This is a genomic window from Ottowia pentelensis, assembly GCF_964341695.1.
Genome location: NZ_OZ224513.1, coordinates 389,292 through 411,742 on the forward strand (window position 1 = coordinate 389,292; position 22,451 = coordinate 411,742).

Genomic DNA, 22,451 nt, shown 5'->3' on the forward strand with positions numbered 1-22,451 from the left:
GATCGGTGACATGGATATTATTGATCTATTGATATGGAAATGGAATTAGCGGGCCTGCCGCCGCTGGTCCTGGCGGTGCAGTTCGGCCTTCAGCTTTTGCTTGGCACGAATGTCCGCGTCCAGACGCTTCTCGGCTTCCAGGCTGATGCGGTGCATCATGGCGGCGTCCGGGTCCTGCCAGTCGCCGCCCGATTCGCGCGCCATCCAGGCCACCGCACGCGAGAACTCCTGCAGCGTCAGCTTTTCGTCGCCGCCCTTCGCCGGCATGGCGCGCACGCCGACGAAGGCGTGCGCGCTCAGCACGTGCTGGCCTTCTTCGATCAGGGGCTTCCAGGCGGCGGCGTCGCCTTTCTTGGGGGCATGGGCCACGCCGGTGTCGTGGCAGGCCATGCACACCGACCGGTACACCGACTCGCCCGTTTTCGGCTGCGCCAGGGCCGGCGCGCCAGCCAAGCAGACTGCCGCCACGAGCGACGTGGAGCGCAGCAGGGTGAGCTGAGGTGGTTTCATAACGACAATGAATGAGGTTAAAACAATAGCTATCGTCAATTTTAAGGGAGGCGTGTCAAGGGCGCCGGGGCCGACCCATAATGGCTCGATGGACGACATCGTCAGGCAGGCCATCGCCAAATGGCCGAACGTGCCGCACTGCTACGGCTGGCTGGGGCTGGACGCGCGCGGCAACTGGTGGCTGCGCGACGCCGCCGCGCAGGCGCTGGGCGCGTTTGCCAGCGAGGTGCCGGGCGCGCGCGGCGCGCGCCTTGAGCACCAGGGGCTGAAGGCCTTCATCGCGCGCAACTACCAGGCCGATGAGCGGGGCCGCTGGCATTTCCAGAACGGCCCGCAGCGCGTGTACGTCGAACTGCAGGCCACGCCCTGGGTGTGGCGCGTGGCGGCCGATGGCGTGCTGGCCTCGCACACCGGCGTGGCGACGCAGCGGCGGCGCGTGCTGCTGGACGAGAACGGCCGCCTGTACGTGGACACGCCGCTGGGTCTGGGCCTGGTGCACACGCTGGACATGGAAGCCGCCGCGCTGCAGGTGGAGCACGGCCACTGGCAGCCCGAGCCCGTGCGGGCGGGCGACTTGCCGGCGCGCTTTGGCTACGTGCCGAACCCGCGGCCGGCCGCGTCCGTCGGTTGATCTGCCGCCCAAGCCAAAGAAAAAGGCCGATCGACGATCGGCCTTTTTGCAGCGGCGCAGGCGCGCGCTACTTCGCCGCGTCCACCAGATAGGTCACGGCAGCCTTGAAGTCGGCGTCCGACGCGGTGGAGCCGCCCTTGGGCGGCATGGCGCCCTTGCCCTCGGTGGCGATCTTCAGCACCTCGTCGAAGCCGGCCGCCAAGCGCGGCGCCCAGGCCGCCTTGTCGCCGAACTTGGGCGCACCGGCCACACCGCTGCCATGGCAGGCGACGCAGGTGGTGTCGTAGATCTTCTTGCCGGCGGCCAGGTCGACGCCGCCGCCCGCGGGTGCGGCGGCTGCGGCCGCTGCAGGGGCCGCGGCCGCAGCCGCAGCCGGTGCCGGTGCCGGTGCCGGAGCGGGCGCTGCCGCCGCAGCGGGTGCAGGGGCCGCCGCAGCCGTTTCGGTCGCCGCCGCGGCGGGTGCCGCCGGCTCGTCGAACTTGGCGCCGCCGTGGTTGGCCATGTAGACCACGGCACGGCCGATCTCGACGTCGGAATAGTTGCCGCCGCCTTGCGGGGCCATCGCGCCCTTGCCCGCCAGAGCCGAATGCAGCAGGGTGTCGTAGCCCTGCTTGATGCGCGGCGCCCAGTCGGCGGCGTTGCCGAACTTGGGCGCGCCCGACACGCCGGTGCCGTGGCAGGCGATGCACTGCGTCTTGTACACGTCCTCGCCGCTGGCCAGCGGGCGGTTGGCGTCGCGGATCTCGACCGTGCCGACCTTCTGGATGCGCGCGGCGATCTTTTGCGCCGCGTCGGTCTCGCCGGGCGACTGGTCCTTGCCCGAGCTGAAGTAGGTGACCAGGCCGATGATGGTGAAGATGGGGATGACGAAGGCCGCGGCGCTGACCCAGAACACCTGGGATGGGGTCTTCATGAGGCCGGTGTGTTCTTCCTCGTGCATGCTCTCGCTCATGGCGTCCTCGGGGGCTTGTTCGTGAATGTTCTGCGGACGGCGCGGGGCGGCTGCGGCCGCCCGCGCACGGCGGTTTTCGATTATAGGGCGCGCCTGACGACGCTCCATTCACGCGGCGCCGATGACCCCTTCGCGCCGGACGCGCGGCCGCGTCAGTGCGCCGCGGCGGTGGCGGCCGGCGCCGGCTCGCTCCAGCCGCCGCCCAGCGCCTTGTACAGCTGCACCTCGTTGACGCGCTGCGCCAGCCGCACCTGCGCCAGCGCCTGCTCGGTGGCGAACAGCGAGCGCTGCGCGTCCAGCAGATCGAGCGAGCTGGCGACGCCGTTGCGGTAGAGCAGGTCGGCCAGCCCGAAGCGCTCGCGCTCGGCCGTGGCCTGCGCCTGCAGCGCCGTCAACTGGTCGGCCAGGGTGGCGCGGCCGGCCAGCGCATCGGCCACCTCGCGGAAGGCGCTTTGGATGGCCTTCTCGTACTGCGCCACGGCGATTTCGCGCCCGGCCTTGGCCGCGTCCAGCCCGGCCTGGTTGCGGCCCATGTCGAAGATCGGCAGCAGCAGGCTGGGGCCGAAGGACCAAGCCTTGCTGCCGCCCGAGCCGAACAGGCCGTCCAGGTCGCTGCTGGTGCGCCCCAGCGAGCCGGTGAGCGAGATGCGCGGGAAGAAGTTGGCGCGCGCCGCGCCGATGTTGGCGTTGGCGCCGATCAGCTGCTGCTCGGCGGCGCGGACGTCGGGGCGGCGCAGCAGCAGGTCGGACGGCAGGCCGGCCGGCACCGCGGTGAAGGTGGGCAGTTCGGCCGGCGGCTGAACGGCGGGCGTGGGTTGCGACGGATCGCTCGGCGCGGCCGGCGTGGCCACCGGCGGCAGCGGCGGGATCAGCCGCTCGGGCAGCGGTTGGCCGACCAGCAGCGTCAGCAGGTTGACGTCCTGCGCGCGCAGGCGCTGCTGCTGGGCGCGCGTGGCCTGCGCGCTGGCGGTCAGCGATTCGGCCAGGCGCAGGTCCAGCGCCGACGCGGCACCGTGGTCGAAGCGCAGCTTGGTTAGGCCCAGCGACTGCTGGCGCGTGCCCAGCGTGCGCTCGGCCAGCAGCAGCAGTTCGGTGTCGGTCTTGAGCTGCAGCCAGCTGCTGGCGACGGTGGCCACCAGGCTGATCTGCGCCGCCTTGCGCGCCTCCTCGGTGGCCAGGTAGTCGGCCAGCGCCACGTCCTTGAGGGCGGCGACGCGGCCGAAGAAGTCGAGCTCCCACGAGGCGCCGCCGACCATGATGCTGGCGGAGGATGCCACGCTGGGCGCATTGCCACCGGCCGGGTTGGGCGCCGAGCGCGAGGCCGAGGCGCTGACGCCGATGGTCGGGAACTGGTCGGCGCGCCGGATCTGGTATTGCGCCCGGGCCTGCTCGATGTTCTGCACCGCCACCCGCAGGTCGCGGTTGTTGTCGATCGCCAGCGCGATCAGCTCGCGCAGCTGGGCGTCGTGCACGAAGTCCTGCCAGGGCAGGTCGGCGGCGGCGGTGGCGCCCTCCGCCGACGCACCGGCGCTGGCGGGCCAGGCGCTGGCCACCGGCGCGGCGGGGCGTTCGTAGGGGGGCACCAGCGAGCAGCCCGCCAGCACGGCCAGCGTCAGGGCGCCGAGGCCGGTGCGCAGGCCGGGCCGTGTCATCCGTGTCATGGGTGTCGTCATGGGATCAAGGCCTCGTTGGGGTCGTTTTCGCGGCCCGATGAATCGTCGTCGGATGCGATCGTGTGCTTGTGCTTGTCCTCCTGCTTGCCGCGGAACAGCGAGCGCACGATCAGGAAAAATACCGGCACCAGGATCACCGCCAGCGAGGTGCCGATGGTCATGCCCCAGAACACGCCGGTGCCGATCTCGCGCTGGCTGCCCGAGCTGGCGCCGGTGGCGACGTACAGCGGCACCACGCCCAGGATGAAGGCCAGCGAGGTCATCAGGATCGGCCGGAAGCGCAGTCGGGCCGCGGCCAGCGAGGCCTGCACCACGCTCATGCCCTCGGCCTGCAGGTCCTTGGCGAATTCCACGATCAGGATGGCGTTCTTGGCCGACAGGCCGATCACCGTGATCAGGCCGATCTGGAAGTACACGTCGTTGGGCATGCCGCGAAACCAGACGCCGAACAGGGTGCCCAGCACGCCCAGCGGCACCACCAGGATCACCGCCAGCGGGATGCTCCAGCTTTCGTACAGCGCGGCCAGGCACAGGAACACGGCCAGGATCGAGAACGCGTACAGGATGGTCGATTGCGCGCCGGCCTTTTTCTCGTCCAGCGAAATGCCGGTCCATTCGTAGCCGAAACCGGGCGGCAGCTGCGCGGCGATGCGCTCCATCTCGGCCATGGCGTCGCCCGACGAGTAGCCCGGCGCGGCCTGCCCGGCGATCGACATCGACGGATAGCCGTTGTAGCGCTTGAGCTGCATCGGGCCGGTCGACCAGTGGGTGCTGACCATGGTGGACAGCGGCACCAGCTGCCCCTGCATGTTGGGCACCTTCAGCGCCTGCACGTCCTCCGGCGTCATGCGGCGGTTGGCGTCGGCCTGCACCGTCACGCGCTGGATGTAGCCCTTGTTCGGAAAGTCGGTCACGTAGGCCGAGCCCAGCGCCGTGCCCAGCGTGTTGGCGATGGCCGCCACGCTGACGTTCTGCGCCGCCGCGACATCGCGATTGATGTCGACCTGCAGCTGCGGCGCGTCTTCCACGCCCTCGGGGCGCACGCCGGCCAGGATCTTGCTTTGCGCGGCCATGCCCAGCAGCTGCCCGCGCGCCGCCACCAGCGCGTCGTGGCCCATGCCGTTGCGGTCCAGGAGGCGGAAGGCGAAGCCGCTGCCGGTGCCCAGCTCGGGGATGGCCGGCGGCGTGATGACGATCACGAAGGCGTCGCGGATGCTCTGCAGCGCACCGGTGGCGCGCCCGGCCAGCGATTGGGCGCTTTCCCCCGGCTTGGTGCGCTCGCTCCAGTCCTTCAGCGTGGCGAAGGCCAGCGCCATGTTCTGCCCGGTGCCGGAGAAGCTGAAGCCGATGATGCCGACCATGTTCTCGACCTCGGGCTGCTTCATCATGTAGTCCTCGACCTGCTTCATGACCGCGACGGTACGCTCCTGCGTGGCACCCGGCGGCAGTTGCACGTTGACGATCACGTTGCCCTGGTCCTCGGTCGGCAGGAAGGCGGTGGGCAGGCGCATGAACAGAAAGGCCACGCAGGCGATGATGACCGCGTACACGCCGACCATGACCCAGCTGCGGCGCATCACGCGCACCATGCCGCCCTCGTAGCTTCGCGTGGCGCGGCCGAAAACGCGGTTGAACCAGTTGAAGAAGGGGCCGAAGAAGCCGGTCTTCTTGTCGTGCGCGTGGCCCTTGGGAATGGGCTTGAGCAAGGTCGCGCACAGCGCCGGCGTGAGCGACAGCGCGAAGAAGCCCGAAAACGCGATCGAGGTCGCCATCACGATGGCGAACTGGCGGTAGATGTTGCCGGTGGCGCCGCTGAAGAAGGCCAGCGGGGTGAACACCGACACCAGGATCACCGTGATGCCGACCACCGCGCCCGAGATCTGGCTCATCGCCTTGATGGTGGCCGCCTTGGGCGGCAGCCCTTCCTCGGCCATGATGCGCTCGACGTTCTCCACCACCACGATGGCGTCGTCCACCACGATGCCGATCACCAGCACCATGGCGAACATGGCCAGGATGTTGATCGACAGGCCGGCCGCCAGCATCACCGCGAAGGTGCCCAGCAGCGCGATCGGCACCACGATGGTCGGGATCAGCGTGTAGCGCCAGTTCTGCAGGAACACGAACATCACGATGACCACCAGCACGATGGCTTCGAGCAGCGTGTGCACCACCTTGTCGATGGAGATTTCGACGAACTTGGAGGTGTCGTAGGGCACCGACCAGCTCACGCCTTCGGGCAGGAAGGCCTGCAGCTCGCTCATGCGCTGCTTGATGGCCGCGGCCGTGGCCATGGCGTTGCCGCTGGACGTCAGCTGCACGGCCACCGCCACCGCGGGCTGGCCGTTCTGGCGCGACTGGAAGGCGTAGGTTTCCACCCCCAGCTCGACGCGGGCGACGTCGCGGATGCGCACCGCCGAGCCGTCGGCGCGCGCGCGCAGCACCACGTTGCCGAACTCCTCGGGCGTTTCCAGCTGTCCGCTCGGCACGTTGATGAGGGCGTTGATGCTCTGGCCCGGCAGGCTGGGCGTGTCGCCCAGCGCGCCGCCGGCAATCTGCATGCTCTGGCTGGTGATGGCGGCGTTGACGTCCGCCGGCGTCAGGCCGTAGCCCTCCAGCTTGGCCGGGTCGATCCACACGCGCATGGCGCGGCCGGAGGCGAACAGCTGCACGCCGCCCACGCCTTCCACGCGCTGCAGCTCGGGCAGGATGTTGCGGTTGACGTAGTCGGCCACGTCGTCGCGGGTGCTGGCGCCCTTGGACTCGAAGGACACCACCATCAGGAAGTTGGCGGTTGCCTTGTCCACCCGCACGCCGGTGCGCTTGACCAGGTCGGGCAGGCGCGGCTCGGCGCGCGCCAGGCGGTTTTGCACCTCGACCTGGGCGATGTTCGGGTCGGTGCCCGGCTTGAAAGTCAGCGTCAGCTGCGCGAAGCCGCCGGCCGGCGAGGTGGACTCCATGTACATCAGGCCTTCGGCGCCGTTCATCTCGCGCTCGATGAGCGAGATCACGGTCTCGTCGATGGTCTCGGCGCTGGCGCCGGGGTAGGAGGTCATCACGCGGATGGTGGGCGGCGCCACCGACGGGTATTGCGACACCGGCAGCTGCGTGATCGAGACGATGCCCGCGACCACCACGAAAATCGCGATGACCCAGGCAAAGATGGGACGGTGGATGAAAAACTTGGGCATGATCGGTCGCTCGTGTCCGATCAGCGCGACGCGGCGGCGGCAGGGGCCGAGGCGGCGACCGCCGCAGGCGGTGTGGATGCTGCAGAATCAGTAGCTGCTGGCGCTTGTCCAGCGCCGGCTGAGGGCTGATTTGGCTTGAAAGGAACGGGCTTGACGGCTTTCAAGCCGGGCGACAGCTTCATGAAGCCGTCCACCATCACCTGCTCGCCGGCCTTCAGGCCGTCGAGCACGATCCACTGCGTGCCCTGCGCCTCGCCGATCTTGACCGTGCGCGGCGCGAATGAGCCGTCGGCGCCCACCACCATCACCGTGTCGCCCTTGGGGCCGCCGCGCGTGACGGCCTGTTGCGGCAGCAGGATGGCGTTGTCCACGTCGGCCTGCTGCAGGCGCGCGCGCACGTACATGCCCGGCAGCAGCAGGCCCTGCGGGTTGGGCACCTCGGCGCGCAGGCCCACCTGGCCGGTGGTCGGGTCGACCGTCAGGTCGGTGAACAGCAGGCGGCCGGGTTCGCCATAGGTCTGGCCGTTTTCCAGCAGCACCTGCACGCGCGCCGCCTCGGCCTTGCCGGCGCGCGCCAGCTGGCCGGATCGCAGTGCCTCGCGCAGCTGCAGCACCTGGGTGGCGGGCCGGGTGATGTTGAGGTACAGCGGGTTGATCTGCTGGATGGTCGCCAGTTCGGTGGCCGACTGCGCGCTCAGCAGGGCGCCCTCGGTCACCAGCGAGCGGCCGATGCGCCCCGAGATGGGCGCCGTCACGGTGGCGTAGCCCAGGTTGATGCGCGCCGTGCGCACGGCGGCGCGGCCGGCGGCCACCTGCGCCTGGGCGGCCTTCTCGGCGGCCACCGCGGCGTCGTAGTCCTGCTGGCTCACGGCGCGGGCGGCCACCAGCGGCTTGTAGCGCGTGGCCGTCGCGCTGGCCTGCGCCAGCTGCGCCTGCGCCTGCGCCAGCTGTGCCTGCGCGCTTTGCAGCGCGGCGTCGTAGGGCGCCGCGTCGATCTGGTAGAGCACCTGGCCGGCCTTGACGTCGCTGCCCTCGACGAAATTGCGCTTGAGCAGGATGCCGGTGGCGCGGGCGCGCACCTGCGCCACGCGTGAGGGCTCCAGCCGGCCCGGCAGCTCGGTGCTCAGTTGCACCGTGCCCGGCTGCACCGTCACCACGCCCACTTCGGGCGGCGGGGGGGCGCCGCCGCCGCCGTGGTCCGCGGCCGCGCCGGATTTGTCGCCGCACGCGGCCAGCGTGGCGGCCAGCACGACGAGGGCGCCGGCGGCGGCCAGGCGGTGCGTCGAAAAAGAGCGAGCGGCTTGAGGTTCGGACGTCATGGTGGTTTTGATGAAAGTCAAAAAAGGACCGCGCCTGAAACGGTCGAGGGCGCGATGCATGGGCTCAGCCTGAGGGCACGCGGTCTGGGCGGCTGGCGGGCGAAAGGGGCTATTGTGCGACGTGCAGCAGGGAAATTATACATACATTCTTGGATGTATATAATCAATCGATCGAAAATTCTTCCGCATCGTTGCGGCTTGTTCTCGTTCCCGCCAGCATCCACCATGGCCCGCCGCACCAAGGAAGACGCTCTTGCCACCCGCACCGCGCTGCTGGACGCGGCCGAGCGCGTGTTCCTGCAGCAGGGCGTGTCGCGCACCTCGCTGGCCGACATCGCCCACGCCGCCGGCGTCACGCGCGGCGCGCTGTACTGGCACTTCAAGGACAAGGCCGCGCTGTTCAACGCCATGCTGGACCGCGTCACGCTGCCGCTCAGCGCCGAACTGGAAGAGCTGCTGACCCGCGAGGGCGACGTGCTGGCGCCCTGGTGCGAGCACGTGCGCCACGCCCTGCACCAGATCGCGCACGACGCGCAGACCCGCCGCGTGCTGCAGATCGTCATGCAGAAGGCCGAGCACGCGCAGGACCTGGCACCGGCGCTGGAGCGCCACGTCGCCCTGCAGCGCATGAGCACCGACTGCCTGCGCCAACTGCTCGAGCGCGCCGCCGCCGCGCGCCGCGTGCGCCTGCCGGCGCCCGCGCTGCAACTGGCGCACGGGCTGGGCGCCATGATGCATGGCCTGATCTACAACTGGCTGCTCGACGGCGGCTTCGACCTGGAAGACACGGGCCAAGTGGCCATCGAAGCCTTTCTGCGCGGCATCGGTCTGGCCGTGGCGCCCGGTGCCGGCGTTTGATGGGCGATAATCACCGGCTCCACTTCAAGCGGCTGTAGCTCAGTGGATAGAGTATCGGCCTCCGAAGCCGAGGGTCGTGGGTTCGATCCCCGCCAGCCGCACCAACTCTTTGTCCGGGATTGACCGGGAAAGCCTTCAAAACCCGCATGCCTTCTGGCATCGCGGGTTTTTTATTGTCCGGAGTTGTCAGCCTTGATACCATGACATCCAAGCATTTGGTTGGTATCTCTGCTGGTACCCAGTGAAATCCGCCAAATCGATACCAACAAACAGGGCATTCGATGGCACTCACTGACACCTTTGTCAAACAAGTCAAGCCCACGGGCCGCTCTGCTGGCGACAAGTACAGTGACGGCGGTGGGTTGTTTTTGCACGTCATGCCGACAGGCAGCAAGTACTGGCGCCTGGCCTTTCGGCACGCGGGCAAGCAGCGGTTGTTGGCGTTGGGGGTATATCCGGCTGTGAGCCTCGCCAAGGCACGCAAAGGACGCGATGCCGCGCGCGAATTGCTTGCCGACGGGCAAGATCCCGGCGAGGTCAAGCGTGAAGCCAGCGCAGCCCGGGCTGTTGCAGCTGCCAATACCTTTGAGCTGGTGGCCCGCGAGTACCACAAGATCAAGGCGTCGGGGTGGAGCGAGAAGTACGCCCACAAGTGGCTGACCGGCATGGAAAGCTACCTGTTTCCAGCCTTGGGGCGTCGCCCCATAGGCTCGATCACGGCGCGCCAGGTGCTGGACGTACTGCGGCTGGTGGAAAAGCGCGGAATCCTGGACACAGCGCACACGCTGCGCCAGAACGCCGGCCAGGTTTTCCGCTTCGCGGTGCAAACCGAGCGAAGCGAGCGCAACCCGGTGGCCGACCTGAGCGACGCGCTACAGCCCCTGACCGTCACGCACATGGCAGCAGTGACCGACCCGAAGCAGGTGGGCGAGCTGCTGCGGGCGATGGACGCCTACACCGGCCACCCAGCAACGCGCATCGCGCTGCAGCTGTTGGCGCTGCTGTTCCAGCGACCCGGCAATATCCGAGCGATGGAATGGGCCTGGGTTAATTTGGAAGACGCCATGCTGACCATCCCAGCCGAGGCGATGAAGCGGCGCAAGGCCCAGAAAATCAATGGCCGGCCGCATTTCGTGCCGCTGGCCCCGCAAGCCGTCACGGTTCTGCGCGAACTGCACCCACTGACTGGGCATGGCCGCTACGTGTTCCCCAGCCTGCTGACTGGTGAGCGCCCCATGAGCGACAACACCATCAACACGGCCCTTCGTCGTCTCGGCTACAGCCGCGAGGAAATGACCGCCCATGGTTTTCGGGCGATGGCGCGCACAGTGCTTGGAGAGCAGTTGGACGCCGATCCGCAAGTGATCGAAGCGCAACTGGCCCATGGCAAGAGCGGCCCGCTGGGTGCCGCCTACGACCGCACCAGCTACATCGCACAGCGGCGGGACATGATGGTGCAGTGGGCTGACTATCTGGACAAGCTGCGAGTCGGTGCCGACGTGATCCCAATTGGGGAAAAAACAGCGTAATCCTGCTCTAGAACGCCACAAAACAAACTGAAACAAATAAGACAATTTCGGTTTATTGCGCGCCGTTGAATTACCTGAGGGTAATTATTGGATAGGTCAAAAGCGCATATTCATTGGGTTCGCAAAAAATATCGAACTTATTGACCAAGCATTCATATTGACCTGCGGGTAATTAAGACGCCATCTCAGTGGTGAAACGTGTGTTGCGCCGCAAAGGACCTTGATGGAAACTGCGGGACAGCAGCAATCAAGCTGAGATTTGGAGAGGTCAGATTTTTATGAGTTTTGGCGATAGCAAAAAATTGCCTTTTCGTAGCGTTCGCGCTGGAAATGTGCATAAGACCATCAGCTGTGCGCGGTCCACTAGTTACAAGATCATGTCTACGGATCCGAGCTTCCCGAAACCATTCAGGATCACTCCGAGGATTGTGGTTTTTGATGAGGCCGAACTGCTGGCCTGGCGCGCCAGCAAGGCTGCAGCCTAAGCAAATTCTCGCTTGACTGCTCTCGAAAGCATAGCTAACGTCCACATGCCTGATTTTTTGGCCGAGTTTTGGTCAAAAAAAAGGGCGAGGCGCGTCAACGCCTCAACCCAGTTCACCGCAAAAATGGAGTTTGCAAATGAATAGTCAGATTATTCCTGAAAGTTACCCGCAGGTCAACAATTCCAGCCAAATTGCCATCGCCAACGACCTTGGCGCGCAGCTCGAGCACGACCTGTTTCGCATCGAAAGCCTTTTGCTCCTGCTGACCATCAGCTCCGGCGCCACCGCGCTCGCGGAACTCGACATCGAGCGGCGCCAGGCGGTCCTCGGTGCCGTTGCCCAGATGGCGACTGACGCCCGGCAGCGCGCCCACGAAATCGAATCGCTGGCCGACTAGGCCCAGTGATTGCGCCTGCCCTCAGGGTGGGCGCGATCCGTCGAGCACAGGAGCCGCAGGTGATTTCCAAGTCCATCACATCGCAGGGCCAGGCCGAGCGCCTGGAATCCTTGCGCAAACAATTCGCCCTCGCCGGCCACACGTTGACCACCAGCACGCGCAGCGACGGCACGCCATGCCTCATCGCGGCCCGCTGGGGCCTGTTGCGCGAGCTGGCAGACCTGGACGAAGCCCAGGCGTTCCTGCGACAGATCAGCGGAGGTGTGAGGCAATGAGCATCACAGTTTCGGCTCTCGTCTGGGAGAGCTGCTTTGATCCCGAAAGCAGCGGCGAAATGCTGGTGTTGTTGGCGATGGCTGACCGGTGCAATGACAGCGGCTTCTGTTTCCCGTCCATCGGATGGATCGCAAAGCGGGTCAGACTGGGCCGTTCTCAAGTGCAGCGCATCATTGGCCGACTTATCGCCAAGGGGTTGGTCACCGTCGTTGGCAATAAGGACGGAGGCGCACCGGGCACAACCCGTGAATACCAATTGGCGCTTGATCGCCTGAAGACGGGTCGCATGGATGCTACCCCTACGGGCAGCATGGATGCGGCCCCTACGGGTCGCGTGGATGCGACGGGTAGCACCGATGCGACGGGTAGCGTGGATGCGGCAGACGGGCCGCATGGATGCGGCGAGACGGGCCGCGCCGGTGCGGCCCAATCCGTCATTGATCCGTCAATATCCATCAGTTCTATTGAAGAAGCTAACGCTTCTTCGTCGCCAGCCGGTGCTGCCGCCCCCGGCATTCCCGACTGCCCGCATGCCAAGCTGATCGACCTGTTTGCCAAGCGGCTGCCGATGCTTCCGAATCCAAAGCCGGAGCTATGGGGTGGGACGCGAGCGCGCGACATGCGGTCGCGGTGGCGATGGGTGCTGACGGCAAAGACCCGTAGTGGCAAGCCATACGCCGAAACCCCCGAGCAGGCTATCGATTTCTTCGATCGATTTTTTGGCTACGTTGCCGTGTCGGATTTCCTGACCGGTCGCAACGGAAAATGGGCAGGCTGCACGCTGGCTTGGCTGATGAACGAGGCCAACTTTGCGAAGGTCATTGAGGGCAATTTTGACAACGCAGAACAGGCGGTGGCCGCATGAACGCGCCAGACTTTCTCGCCCCGCTGCGCATCCCGCCGGCTGCGCTGGAGTCGGAATCGGCGGTGGTCGGCGCGCTGCTGCTGGACAACTCGGCATTCGACCGCATCAGCGACCGCCTCAAGCCTGAGCATTTTTTCTCGGACGACAACCGCGTCGTGTTCGCTGAAATCGCCCGCCAGCTAGGCACCGGCAAGCCTGCCGACGTGGTGACGGTGGCGCAGGCGCTGGGGGGCGCTGGTGTCACGCTGGCACAGCTCAACGAGCTGGCGCAGTTCGTGCCCAGCACGGCCAACCTGGCGCACCACGCCGGCATCGTGATCGAGCAGTCGCGCAGCCGCGACCTGATGCGCGTGGCCGACGAAATCAGCGGCCTTGCCTTCGAGAAAAACCGCGACATCGACGACCGCATCGAGGCTGCTCAGGCCCGGCTCGCCAAGCTGGTGCAGGACGCGCCGCGCGACGAATGGATTGAGGCCCACGAGGGGATGCTGGCCCACACGCAGGTGCTAGAAGACCGGGCAGCCGGGAAAATCCGCTCGTGGGCCACGGGCTTGGCCGACCTGGACGAATTCCTCGAAGGCGGGCTGCGGCCGGGCGGGCTCTACATCATCGGCGCGCGCCCAGCGCAAGGCAAAACGGCGTTGGCGATGACCATCGGCCTGCACATGGCGCAGGACTACGGCGTCGGCTTTCTGAGCATGGAGATGCCGCACCGCGAGCTGCGCGACCGCATGACGGCGATGCTGGGCCGTGTGAGCCTGTCGAGCGTGATGCGCCCGAACCGTGGCGACGGCCTGGCCTGGGATCGCGTCATGGACGGCGTGGATCGCGCCAAGAACCTGAACTTCCGCGTGTCGGATCAGGGCGGCCTGAACATCAACCAGGTGCGTGCCAAGGCCCGGGCCCTAAAGCGCACGCGCGGCCTCGACGTGCTGGTGGTGGACTACATCGGCCTGATGTCTGGCCTGGACGCCAAGGCGCCGCGCGCCTACCAGCTCGAGGAAATCAGCCGGGGCCTGAAATCGCTCGCCAAGGAGCTGGAGATCGCGGTGATCTGCCTCGCCCAAGTGAACCGCAAGGTCGAGGAACGGGTGGACGCCACACCGGCGCTGTCCGACCTGCGCGACTCGGGCGCCATCGAGCAGGACGCCGACGTGGTGCTGTTCGTTCACCGGCCGATCCAGGCCAAGCCTGAGATGAGCCCCGAGTGGAAGCACTACGCCAAGTTGTCGGTGGCAAAAAACCGGCAGGGTCGGTGTGGGCGCATCAGCCTGTTCTATCAAGGTGATCAGACGCGGTTTGATGGCTGGGGAGGCGATGCGCCGCAGGCCACGCTGCCCCAAAAGGCGCCGGCACCTCGCGGGTTCAGCGCTGATGCGAGGTTCTGATTTTCCGGACTATTTTCCGGCCCGATGCACCCGATCCAGCATCGAGAACACCACTTCCGCAACTGGTGAATAAGACATGCCCAGGATGACCCGAACCAAACGCGCCGCCTTGGCTGCACTGGCCGAGCTGGGAAGTGATTTTTCGGAATGGGGCGAACCGCCCTATGCCGTGAGCGACATCGCCCGGCACATCGGTGCCGACATTTCCAACTTGGTCAAGACCATGAAGCTGCTGGAACGCGAAGGCTTGGTCGTCAGAGAGGTGGCCATCCGCGAATGCTGGAACGCCATCGCTGGAGGCGGCGTGCCGCGCCGGTGCGTGTGCTACTGGCTCGCCGCCACGATGGAGGCTGACAAGGCCAGCGCGGCCGAATGGGTGGCCGGTGCCGATGAGCGTTCCCGCCGCGCGTTCGCCACGCTTTTTGCACCCAGCACCGTCCTGGACGTCGACGCCGTGGTGGTTCAGACCGCCCCGCTCCTGCCTATGCAGCGGATCCAGGACGCCCAAAGCGGCATGGATACCGAACAGGGCGAAGGCGTGAACTCAACGAAGGCGTGAACTCAACGAAGGCGTGAACTCAACGACGGCCTGATTACCTCGGCATCTTCCCCGCCGCAATCGCCTCAAGCTGCGCATCTGACATCTCGGCCAGCTGGGCCGAATCGAATGACATCTCCATGCCCCAGGCTCGCCGCTCGCCGTTTTGCTGCAGCATGGTGATCTCGGCGGTGATCTTCGCCACCTTCAGGCGATTGAATGCCTCGACGGGGTCGGTGTGGCGCCTGGACAGGGCTTCCTGCCGCAGCACGGCCACCTGGCGCCACTCGGTGCGGTGGCGCACGTCGAGTTCGGCGCGTTTGTTTTCGGACTCTTCGCGCGAGGCCTGCGCCATCCTGGCGGATTCCAAACTTCCTTTTTTTGGCGCCGCACCGTCAACCTGACCGTCAACATCGGCCCGCGTGCCGTCGGCATTCACCAGCGCGTCGGCCTTGAGGTGCGCGCTCTCGTTGACCCCGATCATGGAGCCATGGCGCTGCCACCGTTGTCCGGCCGCGCGCTTGGCAATGGCCGCCTTGGTCGGCAGGGCAAAGTCGTGGTTCTCAGCCGCGCGCCGCGCGGCTTCCAGATACGACGGCGAGTCCGGGTCGAATTCCCAGTGACGGCGAATTTCCGCCCAATACGTCGGGTCGAGGGGTTGGCGGGCCATTGCCTCAGTCTGCCTTCACGACTGCAACGCGGCATCTTCCTGACCCTACGCGCCTTCGACCTTCTGACCGGCAAAGCACCACCTGCCCTTGTGGTTGCGAAGTGCCCAGGCTTTCACCGCCCCTCAGTGGGCACCGCACGCCCCGATACACTCGGACACATGGCATCCCAACCCGCCCTGTCTTCCTTCATCTGGTCCGTCGCCGACCTGCTGCGCGGCGACTACAAGCAGTCCGACTACGGCAAGGTCATCCTCCCCTTCACCGTCCTGCGCCGCCTCGATAGCGTTCTCGAATCCACCAAGGATGCGGTGCTGGCCGAACTCGCCGCCAGGCAAAAGCTGGGCGTCAACCCCGACCCCTTCCTCAAGCGCAAGACCGGCCTGCCGTTCTTCAACCAGTCGCCGCTGGACTTGAACAAGCTGCTGGGCGACCCCACCCACGTGGCGCAGAACCTGCAGAGCTACCTGCAAGGCTTCTCACCCGAGGTACGCGACATCTTCGATCACTTCGAGTTCCAGACCCAGATCGAGCGCCTGTCCAAGGCCGGTCTGCTCTACCAGGTGACCGAGAAGTTCTGTCAGATCGACCTGCACCCCAGCAAGGTCAGCAACGCCGACATGGGCACCGTGTTCGAGGAGCTGATCCGCAAGTTCGCCGAACTCTCCAACGAAACCGCCGGCGAGCACTTCACCCCGCGCGAAGTCATCCGCCTGATGGTCAACCTGCTGTTCGTCGAAGACAGCGACGCCCTGTCCAAACCCAGCGTGGTGCGCACCCTGTACGACCCCACGGCCGGCACCGGCGGCATGCTCAGCGTCGCCGGTGAATACCTGGCCGAACTCAACCCCCGGGCCAGCCTGAACGTCTACGGCCAGGAACTCAACCCCGAGTCCTACGCCATCTGCAAGGCCGACATGCTCATCAAGGGCCAGGACGTGGGCAACATCGTCTTCGGCAACACCCTCTCCGACGACGGCCACTCCGGCGAGCACTTCGACTACATGCTCTCCAACCCGCCCTTCGGCGTCGAATGGAAGAAAGTCGAGAAGGAAGTGCGCAAGGAGCACGAGACCCAAGGCTTCGCCGGCCGCTTCGGCCCCGGCCTGCCGCGCGTGTCCGACGGCTCCATGCTGTTCCTGCTGCACCTGCTCAGCAAAATGCGCCCCACATCGGAAGGCGGCAGCCGCTTCGGCATCGTGCTCAACGGCTCGCCCCTGTTCACCGGCGGCGCCGGCTCGGGCGAATCCGAAATCCGCCGCTACGTGCTTGAAAACGACCTGCTCGAAGCCATCGTCGGCCTACCCACCGACATGTTCTACAACACCGGCATCGCCACCTACGTCTGGATCATCAGCAACCGCAAGCCGCCCGCGCGCAGGGGCAAGGTGCAACTGATCGATGCCAGCGGCATGTGGCAGAAAATGCGCAAGAGCCTCGGCTCCAAGCGCAAGGAACTCTCGGACGATCACATTGCCCACATCACCCGCCTGTTCGGCAACTTCCAGCCAGCGCAGGACGACGAGGGCAAGCCCATCAGCCGCCTCTTCGACAACGAGGACTTCGGCTACCACGCCATCACCGTGGAGCGCCCCTTGCGGGATGAAGCCGGGCAGATCGTGCTGGGCCTCAAAGGCAAGCAAAAAGGCAAGCCCCAGCCCGACAGCAGCCTGCGCGACACCGAGAACGTGCCCTACCAGGACGACGTGGCCGCGTACTTCGAGCGCGAGGTGCTGCCGCACGCGCCCGACGCCTGGATCGACCCCGACAAGACGAAGGTGGGCTACGAAATCCCGTTCAACCGCCACTTCTACGTCTTCAAGCCACCCCGGCCGCTGGCCGAGATCGATGCCGAGCTGAAAACCACCACCGACCGCATCCTGGAGATGATCAGGGGGCTGTCGGCATGACGCCCTACGGCACGACTCAATATCTCAATTTGAGATAGACTGTCCCCATGCGCGTCATCAGCAACAGCGCCTTGCGGGCCTTCATTGCCAGGCATCCCCAGGCCGAGGCACCACTGCAAGGCTGGCGGCGGGTGATCGAGAAGAACCGCTTTGCCCACTGCGCCGAGCTCAAGGCCGCCTTCAACGCCGTGGACAAGGTGGGCGAGTTGGTGGTGTTCGACATCGGCGGCAACAAGTACCGGCTGATCGCCTACATCCGCTTCGAGGCGCAGGTGCTGTACATCAAGGCGGTGCTGACGCACCAGGACTACGACAAAGGAGCATGGAAACCATGAACGCAGCCATCGACACCCGCCACCTGCTCCCGGCCTGGGAGCAGTTTCGCGCCGCCACCGACATTGCCCCCATCCGCAGCAAAGCCCACTACGCCCGCATGACGGCCATGCTGGAGCAGTTGCTGGACACCGCCCAGGGCGACGAGCGTCACCCCGCCATGGAGCTGGCCGACATCGTGGGCGATCTGATCGAAAACTACGAGACCCGCCACCACCCGCTGCCCGAGGCCACGGGCGTGCAGGCGCTCAAGTTTCTGATGGAGCAGCACGGCCTGCGCCAGAGCGACTTGACCGAGCTGGGCAGCCAGGGCGTGGTTTCTGAGATTCTTGTTGGCAAGCGCGAGCTGAACCTGCGCCAGGTGCGGGCTCTCGCCGAGCGCTTTGGCGTGTCGGTGGCGACCTTTGTTTGAGGCCGCATGAGTTTCGCGCGATACCCGGCGTACAAGGACAGCGGCGTCGAATGGCTGGGGGACGTGCCGGAGCATTGGGCGGTCGAGCGTCTCAACGCCGTTGCTTCATGTAATGACGAAGTGTTGCCAGAGACAACGCCAGCAGATCAGGTGATCGAGTACGTGGAGATTTCTGGCGTGGAGGCTGGGCGTGGGATCGTGGAGACCTCGCTCGTCGCTTTTGGCGCAGCGCCGTCGCGGGCGCGCCGCATCGTCCGCGATGGTGACATCCTGATTTCGACGGTGCGGACATACCTTCGCGCCATCGCTCAAGTATCCAACCCGCCGGAGAACATGGTGGCCTCGACCGGGTTCGCCGTGCTCCGTCCGCGAAAGCTGGCGAGTCGATTCCTCGGCTACGCCTGCCATACAGAAGGCTTCGTCAATGAGGTAATCGCTCGTTCTGTTGGGGTCAGCTACCCAGCGATCAATGCTTCGGAGCTCATCCGTCTGGCTGCGCCGCTCCCGCCGGTGATCGAACAAACCGCCATCGCCACATTCCTCGACCGCGAAACCGCCAAGATCGACGCGCTGGTGGCCGAGCAGGAAAAGCTGATCGCCCTGCTGCAGGAAAAGCGCCAGGCCGTCATCTCCCACGCCGTGACCAAGGGGCTGGACCCTAACGTGCCGATGAAGGACTCGGGCGTGGAGTGGCTGGGGGAGGTGCCGGCGCATTGGGAGGTTGGTGCAATAAAGAGGTTCTTTTCCAGCCTTGACAGCCGACGGGTGCCGCTCAGCGCTGAAGAACGAACCGCCAAGCAAGGAGATTTTCCGTATTACGGCGCTTCGGGGGTGATCGACAGCATTGACGAGTACATATTTGAGGAGGACCTCGTTCTTGTTTCCGAAGATGGTGCAAATCTGCTGAGTCGTGTGACCCCAATTGCTTTTGTGGCAACTGGTAAGTACTGGGTCAATAACCACGCGCACATTCTTAAGCCCATTGATGCGAACGTGCGATTCTGGGCAGAGCGCATCGAGGCGCTTGAATTGGCTCCCGTGATAACTGGCTCAGCACAGCCCAAACTTACCATCGAAGCGTTGATGAATCTCGTAATCGCAGTTCCATCAACAGCGGAGGAGCGGGCCAGCATCAGTTCCTATATCCAGCTGGAATCGGAGAAACTCGATTCGCTGCTGTCCGAAGCCCGCACCGCCATCACCCTGCTCCAAGAACGCCGCACCGCCCTGATCTCCGCCGCCGTCACCGGCCAGATCGACGTGCGCGGCCTGGCGGCATGAATACTCGTGCTTCAATAGCTGCTCGCGCTTGCTGCACAAGCGCCAGAGCCCGATTTGGCTCATAAACCACCGCCATGTCCGTGCACACCGAATTCCACCTCGAACGCGACATCTGCGACCACCTGTCCGCCCACGGCTGGCTGTACGCCGAACCCGGCACCGAGGGCGACGCCCGCAGCTACGACACCCCGCGTGCGCTGTATCCGGCCGACGTGATGGCCTGGCTGCAGGCCACCCAGCCGCAGGCCTGGGAGACCCTGCTCAAGAACCACGGCGCCGCCACTGAAACCATCGTGCTCGACCGCCTGCGCAGGGCCCTCGACACCCAGGGCACGCTGCACGTCCTGCGCCACGGCTTCGACCTGCTGGGCCTGAAGGCCCCGCTGCGCATGGCCCAGTTCAAGCCGGCGCTGGGCATGAACCCCGAGCTGCAGGCCAAGTACGCAGCCAACCGCCTGCGCGTGCTGCGCCAAGTGCGGACCAACCACGACGACATCATCGACCTGGTGCTGTTGCTCAACGGCATTCCGGTGGCCACCGCCGAGCTCAAGACCGACTTCACCCAGGACGTCAACCGGGCCATCGACCAGTACCGCTTCGACCGGATTCCCAAGCCCAAGGGCAAGGCCACCACCGAACCGCTGCTCGACTTCCCGCGCGGCGCGCTGGTGCACTTTGCCGTCAGCAACCGGCTGGTGCACATGGCCACCCGGCTGCTGGGGCCGGCCACGCAGTTCCTGCCCTTCAACCTGGGCGATGCCGGCGGGGCGGGCAATCCGCCGTATGCGGCCGGCCACCGCACCCATTACCTGTGGGAGCAGGTGTGGCAGCGCGACTCCTGGCTGGAGATCATCGAGCGCTACCTGGTCACCCTGCGCGACGACAAGAAGAAGATCAAGGCCATCGTCTTTCCGCGCTACCACCAGTTGGACGCCACGCGCCGCTTGGTGCAATCGGTGCGCTCCGATGGCGCAGGCGGCAAGTACCTGATCCAGCACAGTGCCGGCTCGGGCAAGACCAACTCCATCGCCTGGACGGCGCACTTTCTGTCCGACCTGCACGATGCGCAGAACCAGAAGCTGTTCTCCAGCGTGCTGGTGGTGAGTGACCGCAACGTGCTGGACGCGCAGTTGAGCGACGCCATCTTCGACTTTCAGCGCGTCACCGGCGTGGTGCAGACCATCACCGGCAACGACGCCAGCAAGAGCCACCAACTGGCCGAAGCCCTGTCGGGCGGCAAGAAGATCATCGTCTGCACCATCCAGACCTTCCCCTTCGCGCTGGCCAAGGTGCAGGAGCTGGCCGCCACCCAGGGCAAGCGCTTTGCCGTGATTGCCGACGAGGCCCATTCCAGCCAGACCGGCGAAGCGGCCGCCAAGCTGAAAGAGCTGCTGAGCGCCGAGGAGCTGAAGGAATTGCAGGATGGCGGCGAAGTCAGCAACGAAGACATCATGCTGGCGCAGATGAGCGCCCGCGCCGGGGCAGACGCCGGCATCACCTACATCGCCTTCACCGCCACGCCCAAGGCCAAGACGCTGGAGCTGTTTGGCCGCCGCCCACAGCCCGATCAGCCGGCCGGCCCGGGCAACCTGCCGCAGGCCTTCCACGTCTATTCCATGCGCCAGGCCATCGAGGAGGGTTTCATCCTCGATGTGCTGAAGAACTACACGCCGTACAAACTGGCCTTTCAACTCACCCACGAGGGCCGGGACTGGACCGATGCCGAGGTCGAGCAAAGCGCCGCCGTCAAGGGCCTGATGCGCTGGGTGCGCCTGCACCCCTACAACATCAGCCAGAAGGTGGCCATCATCGTCGAGCACTTCATCGACAACGTGCAACCCTTGCTGGGCGGCCACGCCAAGGCCATGGTGGTCACGGCCAGCCGGCTGGAGGCGGTGCGCTTCAAGCGCGCCATCGACCAGTACATCCAGGAGCACCGCTACGCCATCGGCACCCTGGTGGCCTTCTCGGGCGAGGTGCTGGACGAGCAGAGCGGTGAGCCGGTCACCGAACGCTCGGCCAGCCTGAACCCGGGCCTGGCAGGCAAGGACATGCGCGAGGCCTTTGACACCGAGGCGTTCCAGATTCTGCTGGTGGCCAACAAATTCCAGACCGGCTTCGACCAGCCCCTGCTGTGCGGCATGTACGTGGACAAGCGCCTGGCCGGCATTCAGGCGGTGCAGACCCTGAGCCGATTGAACCGGGCCTACAACGGCCCGCATGGGCTGAAGGACACCACCTATGTTCTGGACTTCGTCAATGAACCAGACGAGGTGCTGGCGGCTTTCCAAATCTATTACGAGACGGCCGAGCTGGCCGGCGTGACCGACCCGAACCTGATCCTGGAGCTGAAGGCCAAGCTGGATGCGAGCGGGCACTATGACGAGTTCGAGGTCGAGCGGGTGGTGAACGCCGAGCTGAACCCCAACGCCACCCAGGCCATGCTGGTGGCGGCCATCGAGCCGGTGGCGGATCGGCTGCTGAAGCAGTACCAGGCCGCCAAGGCCAGACTGGACAGCGCCAAGCCCGACGGCCCCGAGCAGCAGGCGGCCAAGGACGAGCTGGACGCGCTGCAATTGTTCAAGCGCGACCTGGCCACCTATGTGCGGGTTTACGCCTTCCTCGGCCAGCTGTTCGACTACGGCAATACCGCCATCGAAAAACGCGCCCTCTTCTTCAAGCGCCTGCTGCCGCTGCTGGACTTTGGCCGCGAGCGCGAGGGGATCGACCTGTCCAAGGTGGTGCTGACGCACCACAAGCTGAAGGATCAGGGGCAGCGCACGCTGGTGCTGAACGACACGGACAGCGAATTCAAGCTCAAGCCCATGACCGAGACCGGCTCAGGCCAGGGGCAGGACAAGGAAAAGGCGCTGCTGTCGGAAATCCTGGCCAAGGTGAACGACCTGTTCGAAGGCGAGCTGACCGACGACGACAAGCTGGTCTACGTCAACCACGTCATCCGGGGCAAGCTGATGGAGTCCGAGCTGCTGGCCGAGCAGGCGCGCAACAACACCAAGGCGCAGTTCGCCGCCTCACCCAACTTCGAGGCCGAACTGATGAACGCCATCATCGAGGCCTTCGAGGCGCATCAGATCATGAGCAAGCAGGCGCTGGACTCGGAGCAGGTGCGGGCCGGGCTGAAGGGGATTCTGCTGGGGCCGGCGGGGTTGTATGAGGGGTTGAGAGGCGGGGTTTCCAAATGAAGACTGGTCTCGAGCCATCGAATTTCTGCTAC

20 protein-coding genes and 1 tRNA gene are annotated in these 22,451 nt (G+C 65.8%); 15 read left to right on the top strand and 6 right to left on the bottom strand.

Features of this window, described 5'->3' with window-relative positions:
* Nucleotides 1-45: 45 nt before the first annotated feature.
* Complete coding sequence (locus ACWHMB_RS01910) at nucleotides 46-510, bottom strand: c-type cytochrome (protein WP_377484672.1); 465 nt, start codon at nucleotides 508-510, stop codon at nucleotides 46-48.
* Nucleotides 511-598: 88 nt separating this feature from the next.
* Here ACWHMB_RS01910 and ACWHMB_RS01915 point away from each other — a divergent pair, with 88 nt between their 5' ends.
* Nucleotides 599-1,141 carry a DUF2946 family protein gene (locus tag ACWHMB_RS01915; RefSeq protein ID WP_377484670.1) on the top strand — a complete coding sequence of 181 codons (543 nt, stop codon included), beginning with the start codon at nucleotides 599-601 and terminating at the stop codon, nucleotides 1,139-1,141.
* 67 nt (nucleotides 1,142-1,208) lie between these two features.
* On the opposite strand, the gene ACWHMB_RS01920 is transcribed toward ACWHMB_RS01915, so the two are convergent.
* From ACWHMB_RS01920 to ACWHMB_RS01935, 4 genes are all read right to left on the bottom strand, one after another.
* The gene (locus tag ACWHMB_RS01920; protein WP_293226592.1) at nucleotides 1,209-2,093 is read right to left on the bottom strand and encodes a c-type cytochrome; all 885 of its coding nucleotides are present in this window, start codon (nucleotides 2,091-2,093) and stop codon (nucleotides 1,209-1,211) included.
* Nucleotides 2,094-2,245: 152 nt separating this feature from the next.
* The gene (locus ACWHMB_RS01925; protein WP_377484674.1) at nucleotides 2,246-3,745 is read right to left on the bottom strand and encodes an efflux transporter outer membrane subunit; all 1,500 of its coding nucleotides are present in this window, start codon (nucleotides 3,743-3,745) and stop codon (nucleotides 2,246-2,248) included.
* A 17-nt stretch (nucleotides 3,746-3,762) separates the two neighbouring features.
* Nucleotides 3,763-6,957 carry an efflux RND transporter permease subunit gene (locus ACWHMB_RS01930; RefSeq protein WP_377484668.1) on the bottom strand — a complete coding sequence of 1,065 codons (3,195 nt, stop codon included), beginning with the start codon at nucleotides 6,955-6,957 and terminating at the stop codon, nucleotides 3,763-3,765.
* A gap of 20 nt (nucleotides 6,958-6,977) precedes the next feature.
* Complete coding sequence (locus tag ACWHMB_RS01935) at nucleotides 6,978-8,276, bottom strand: efflux RND transporter periplasmic adaptor subunit (RefSeq protein ID WP_377484666.1); 1,299 nt, start codon at nucleotides 8,274-8,276, stop codon at nucleotides 6,978-6,980.
* Between the two features lie 225 nt (nucleotides 8,277-8,501).
* Between ACWHMB_RS01935 and ACWHMB_RS01940 the strand changes: the two genes are divergently transcribed.
* The 9 genes from ACWHMB_RS01940 to ACWHMB_RS01980 all read left to right on the top strand — a co-directional run bounded on the left by ACWHMB_RS01940 (nucleotide 8,502) and on the right by ACWHMB_RS01980 (nucleotide 14,633).
* Nucleotides 8,502-9,134, top strand: a complete 633-nt coding sequence (locus ACWHMB_RS01940; RefSeq protein ID WP_377484664.1) for a TetR family transcriptional regulator — start codon at nucleotides 8,502-8,504, stop codon at nucleotides 9,132-9,134.
* 28 nt (nucleotides 9,135-9,162) lie between these two features.
* Nucleotides 9,163-9,238 (top strand) — tRNA-Arg (locus ACWHMB_RS01945).
* A gap of 177 nt (nucleotides 9,239-9,415) precedes the next feature.
* The gene (locus tag ACWHMB_RS01950; protein WP_447648423.1) at nucleotides 9,416-10,663 is read left to right on the top strand and encodes a tyrosine-type recombinase/integrase; all 1,248 of its coding nucleotides are present in this window, start codon (nucleotides 9,416-9,418) and stop codon (nucleotides 10,661-10,663) included.
* A gap of 278 nt (nucleotides 10,664-10,941) precedes the next feature.
* Nucleotides 10,942-11,148 carry a helix-turn-helix transcriptional regulator gene (locus ACWHMB_RS01955; protein WP_377484661.1) on the top strand — a complete coding sequence of 69 codons (207 nt, stop codon included), beginning with the start codon at nucleotides 10,942-10,944 and terminating at the stop codon, nucleotides 11,146-11,148.
* Nucleotides 11,149-11,284: 136 nt separating this feature from the next.
* Nucleotides 11,285-11,545 (top strand): hypothetical protein, encoded by a 261-nt coding sequence (locus tag ACWHMB_RS01960; protein WP_377484659.1) that lies wholly within the window; start codon nucleotides 11,285-11,287, stop codon nucleotides 11,543-11,545.
* Between the two features lie 59 nt (nucleotides 11,546-11,604).
* Nucleotides 11,605-11,820, top strand: a complete 216-nt coding sequence (locus ACWHMB_RS01965; protein ID WP_377484657.1) for a hypothetical protein — start codon at nucleotides 11,605-11,607, stop codon at nucleotides 11,818-11,820.
* The gene (locus tag ACWHMB_RS01970) at nucleotides 11,817-12,686 is read left to right on the top strand and encodes a helix-turn-helix domain-containing protein (RefSeq protein ID WP_377484655.1); all 870 of its coding nucleotides are present in this window, start codon (nucleotides 11,817-11,819) and stop codon (nucleotides 12,684-12,686) included. The genes ACWHMB_RS01965 and ACWHMB_RS01970 overlap by 4 nt, the downstream gene beginning before the upstream one ends.
* The gene (locus ACWHMB_RS01975) at nucleotides 12,683-14,074 is read left to right on the top strand and encodes a replicative DNA helicase (protein WP_377484653.1); all 1,392 of its coding nucleotides are present in this window, start codon (nucleotides 12,683-12,685) and stop codon (nucleotides 14,072-14,074) included. Before ACWHMB_RS01970 ends, ACWHMB_RS01975 begins: the two co-directional genes overlap by 4 nt.
* Before the next feature lie 85 nt (nucleotides 14,075-14,159).
* Nucleotides 14,160-14,633: a hypothetical protein gene (locus ACWHMB_RS01980; RefSeq protein WP_377484651.1), complete on the top strand. Its 474-nt coding sequence runs from the start codon at nucleotides 14,160-14,162 to the stop codon at nucleotides 14,631-14,633.
* Between the two features lie 34 nt (nucleotides 14,634-14,667).
* Here ACWHMB_RS01980 and ACWHMB_RS01985 read toward each other — a convergent pair whose 3' ends face one another.
* Complete coding sequence (locus tag ACWHMB_RS01985) at nucleotides 14,668-15,282, bottom strand: hypothetical protein (protein WP_377484649.1); 615 nt, start codon at nucleotides 15,280-15,282, stop codon at nucleotides 14,668-14,670.
* A gap of 159 nt (nucleotides 15,283-15,441) precedes the next feature.
* On the opposite strand from ACWHMB_RS01985, the gene ACWHMB_RS01990 reads away from it, so the two are divergent.
* From ACWHMB_RS01990 to ACWHMB_RS02010, 5 genes are all read left to right on the top strand, one after another.
* Nucleotides 15,442-17,190: a type I restriction-modification system subunit M gene (locus ACWHMB_RS01990; protein ID WP_377484647.1), complete on the top strand. Its 1,749-nt coding sequence runs from the start codon at nucleotides 15,442-15,444 to the stop codon at nucleotides 17,188-17,190.
* A gap of 47 nt (nucleotides 17,191-17,237) precedes the next feature.
* Entirely contained in the window at nucleotides 17,238-17,525 is a 288-nt protein-coding gene (locus ACWHMB_RS01995; protein WP_377484645.1) for a type II toxin-antitoxin system HigB family toxin, read from the top strand.
* Entirely contained in the window at nucleotides 17,522-17,935 is a 414-nt protein-coding gene (locus ACWHMB_RS02000) for a helix-turn-helix domain-containing protein (RefSeq protein ID WP_377484643.1), read from the top strand. The genes ACWHMB_RS01995 and ACWHMB_RS02000 overlap by 4 nt, the downstream gene beginning before the upstream one ends.
* Before the next feature lie 6 nt (nucleotides 17,936-17,941).
* The gene (locus ACWHMB_RS02005) at nucleotides 17,942-19,216 is read left to right on the top strand and encodes a restriction endonuclease subunit S (protein ID WP_377484641.1); all 1,275 of its coding nucleotides are present in this window, start codon (nucleotides 17,942-17,944) and stop codon (nucleotides 19,214-19,216) included.
* A 74-nt stretch (nucleotides 19,217-19,290) separates the two neighbouring features.
* The gene (locus ACWHMB_RS02010; protein ID WP_377484639.1) at nucleotides 19,291-22,419 is read left to right on the top strand and encodes a type I restriction endonuclease subunit R; all 3,129 of its coding nucleotides are present in this window, start codon (nucleotides 19,291-19,293) and stop codon (nucleotides 22,417-22,419) included.
* The last annotated feature ends 32 nt before the right edge of the window (nucleotides 22,420-22,451 follow it).

What these genes read in the sequence shown, in the direction of transcription:
- ACWHMB_RS01960 (WP_377484659.1), top strand. Translation starts at nt 11,285, where the DNA reads ATGAATAGTCAGATTATTCCTGAAAGTTACCCGCAGGTCAACAATTCC.
- ACWHMB_RS01920 (WP_293226592.1), bottom strand. Translation starts at nt 2,093, where the DNA reads ATGAGCGAGAGCATGCACGAGGAAGAACACACCGGCCTCATGAAGACC.
- ACWHMB_RS01970 (WP_377484655.1), top strand. Translation starts at nt 11,817, where the DNA reads ATGAGCATCACAGTTTCGGCTCTCGTCTGGGAGAGCTGCTTTGATCCC.
- ACWHMB_RS02010 (WP_377484639.1), top strand. Translation starts at nt 19,291, where the DNA reads ATGTCCGTGCACACCGAATTCCACCTCGAACGCGACATCTGCGACCAC.
- ACWHMB_RS01990 (WP_377484647.1), top strand. Translation starts at nt 15,442, where the DNA reads ATGGCATCCCAACCCGCCCTGTCTTCCTTCATCTGGTCCGTCGCCGAC.
- ACWHMB_RS01955 (WP_377484661.1), top strand. Translation starts at nt 10,942, where the DNA reads ATGAGTTTTGGCGATAGCAAAAAATTGCCTTTTCGTAGCGTTCGCGCT.
- ACWHMB_RS01995 (WP_377484645.1), top strand. Translation starts at nt 17,238, where the DNA reads ATGCGCGTCATCAGCAACAGCGCCTTGCGGGCCTTCATTGCCAGGCAT.
- ACWHMB_RS02005 (WP_377484641.1), top strand. Translation starts at nt 17,942, where the DNA reads ATGAGTTTCGCGCGATACCCGGCGTACAAGGACAGCGGCGTCGAATGG.
- ACWHMB_RS02000 (WP_377484643.1), top strand. Translation starts at nt 17,522, where the DNA reads ATGAACGCAGCCATCGACACCCGCCACCTGCTCCCGGCCTGGGAGCAG.
- ACWHMB_RS01950 (WP_447648423.1), top strand. Translation starts at nt 9,416, where the DNA reads ATGGCACTCACTGACACCTTTGTCAAACAAGTCAAGCCCACGGGCCGC.
- ACWHMB_RS01910 (WP_377484672.1), bottom strand. Translation starts at nt 510, where the DNA reads ATGAAACCACCTCAGCTCACCCTGCTGCGCTCCACGTCGCTCGTGGCG.
- ACWHMB_RS01915 (WP_377484670.1), top strand. Translation starts at nt 599, where the DNA reads ATGGACGACATCGTCAGGCAGGCCATCGCCAAATGGCCGAACGTGCCG.
- ACWHMB_RS01980 (WP_377484651.1), top strand. Translation starts at nt 14,160, where the DNA reads ATGACCCGAACCAAACGCGCCGCCTTGGCTGCACTGGCCGAGCTGGGA.
- ACWHMB_RS01935 (WP_377484666.1), bottom strand. Translation starts at nt 8,276, where the DNA reads ATGACGTCCGAACCTCAAGCCGCTCGCTCTTTTTCGACGCACCGCCTG.
- ACWHMB_RS01930 (WP_377484668.1), bottom strand. Translation starts at nt 6,957, where the DNA reads ATGCCCAAGTTTTTCATCCACCGTCCCATCTTTGCCTGGGTCATCGCG.
- ACWHMB_RS01925 (WP_377484674.1), bottom strand. Translation starts at nt 3,745, where the DNA reads ATGACACGGCCCGGCCTGCGCACCGGCCTCGGCGCCCTGACGCTGGCC.
- ACWHMB_RS01985 (WP_377484649.1), bottom strand. Translation starts at nt 15,282, where the DNA reads ATGGCCCGCCAACCCCTCGACCCGACGTATTGGGCGGAAATTCGCCGT.
- ACWHMB_RS01940 (WP_377484664.1), top strand. Translation starts at nt 8,502, where the DNA reads ATGGCCCGCCGCACCAAGGAAGACGCTCTTGCCACCCGCACCGCGCTG.
- ACWHMB_RS01975 (WP_377484653.1), top strand. Translation starts at nt 12,683, where the DNA reads ATGAACGCGCCAGACTTTCTCGCCCCGCTGCGCATCCCGCCGGCTGCG.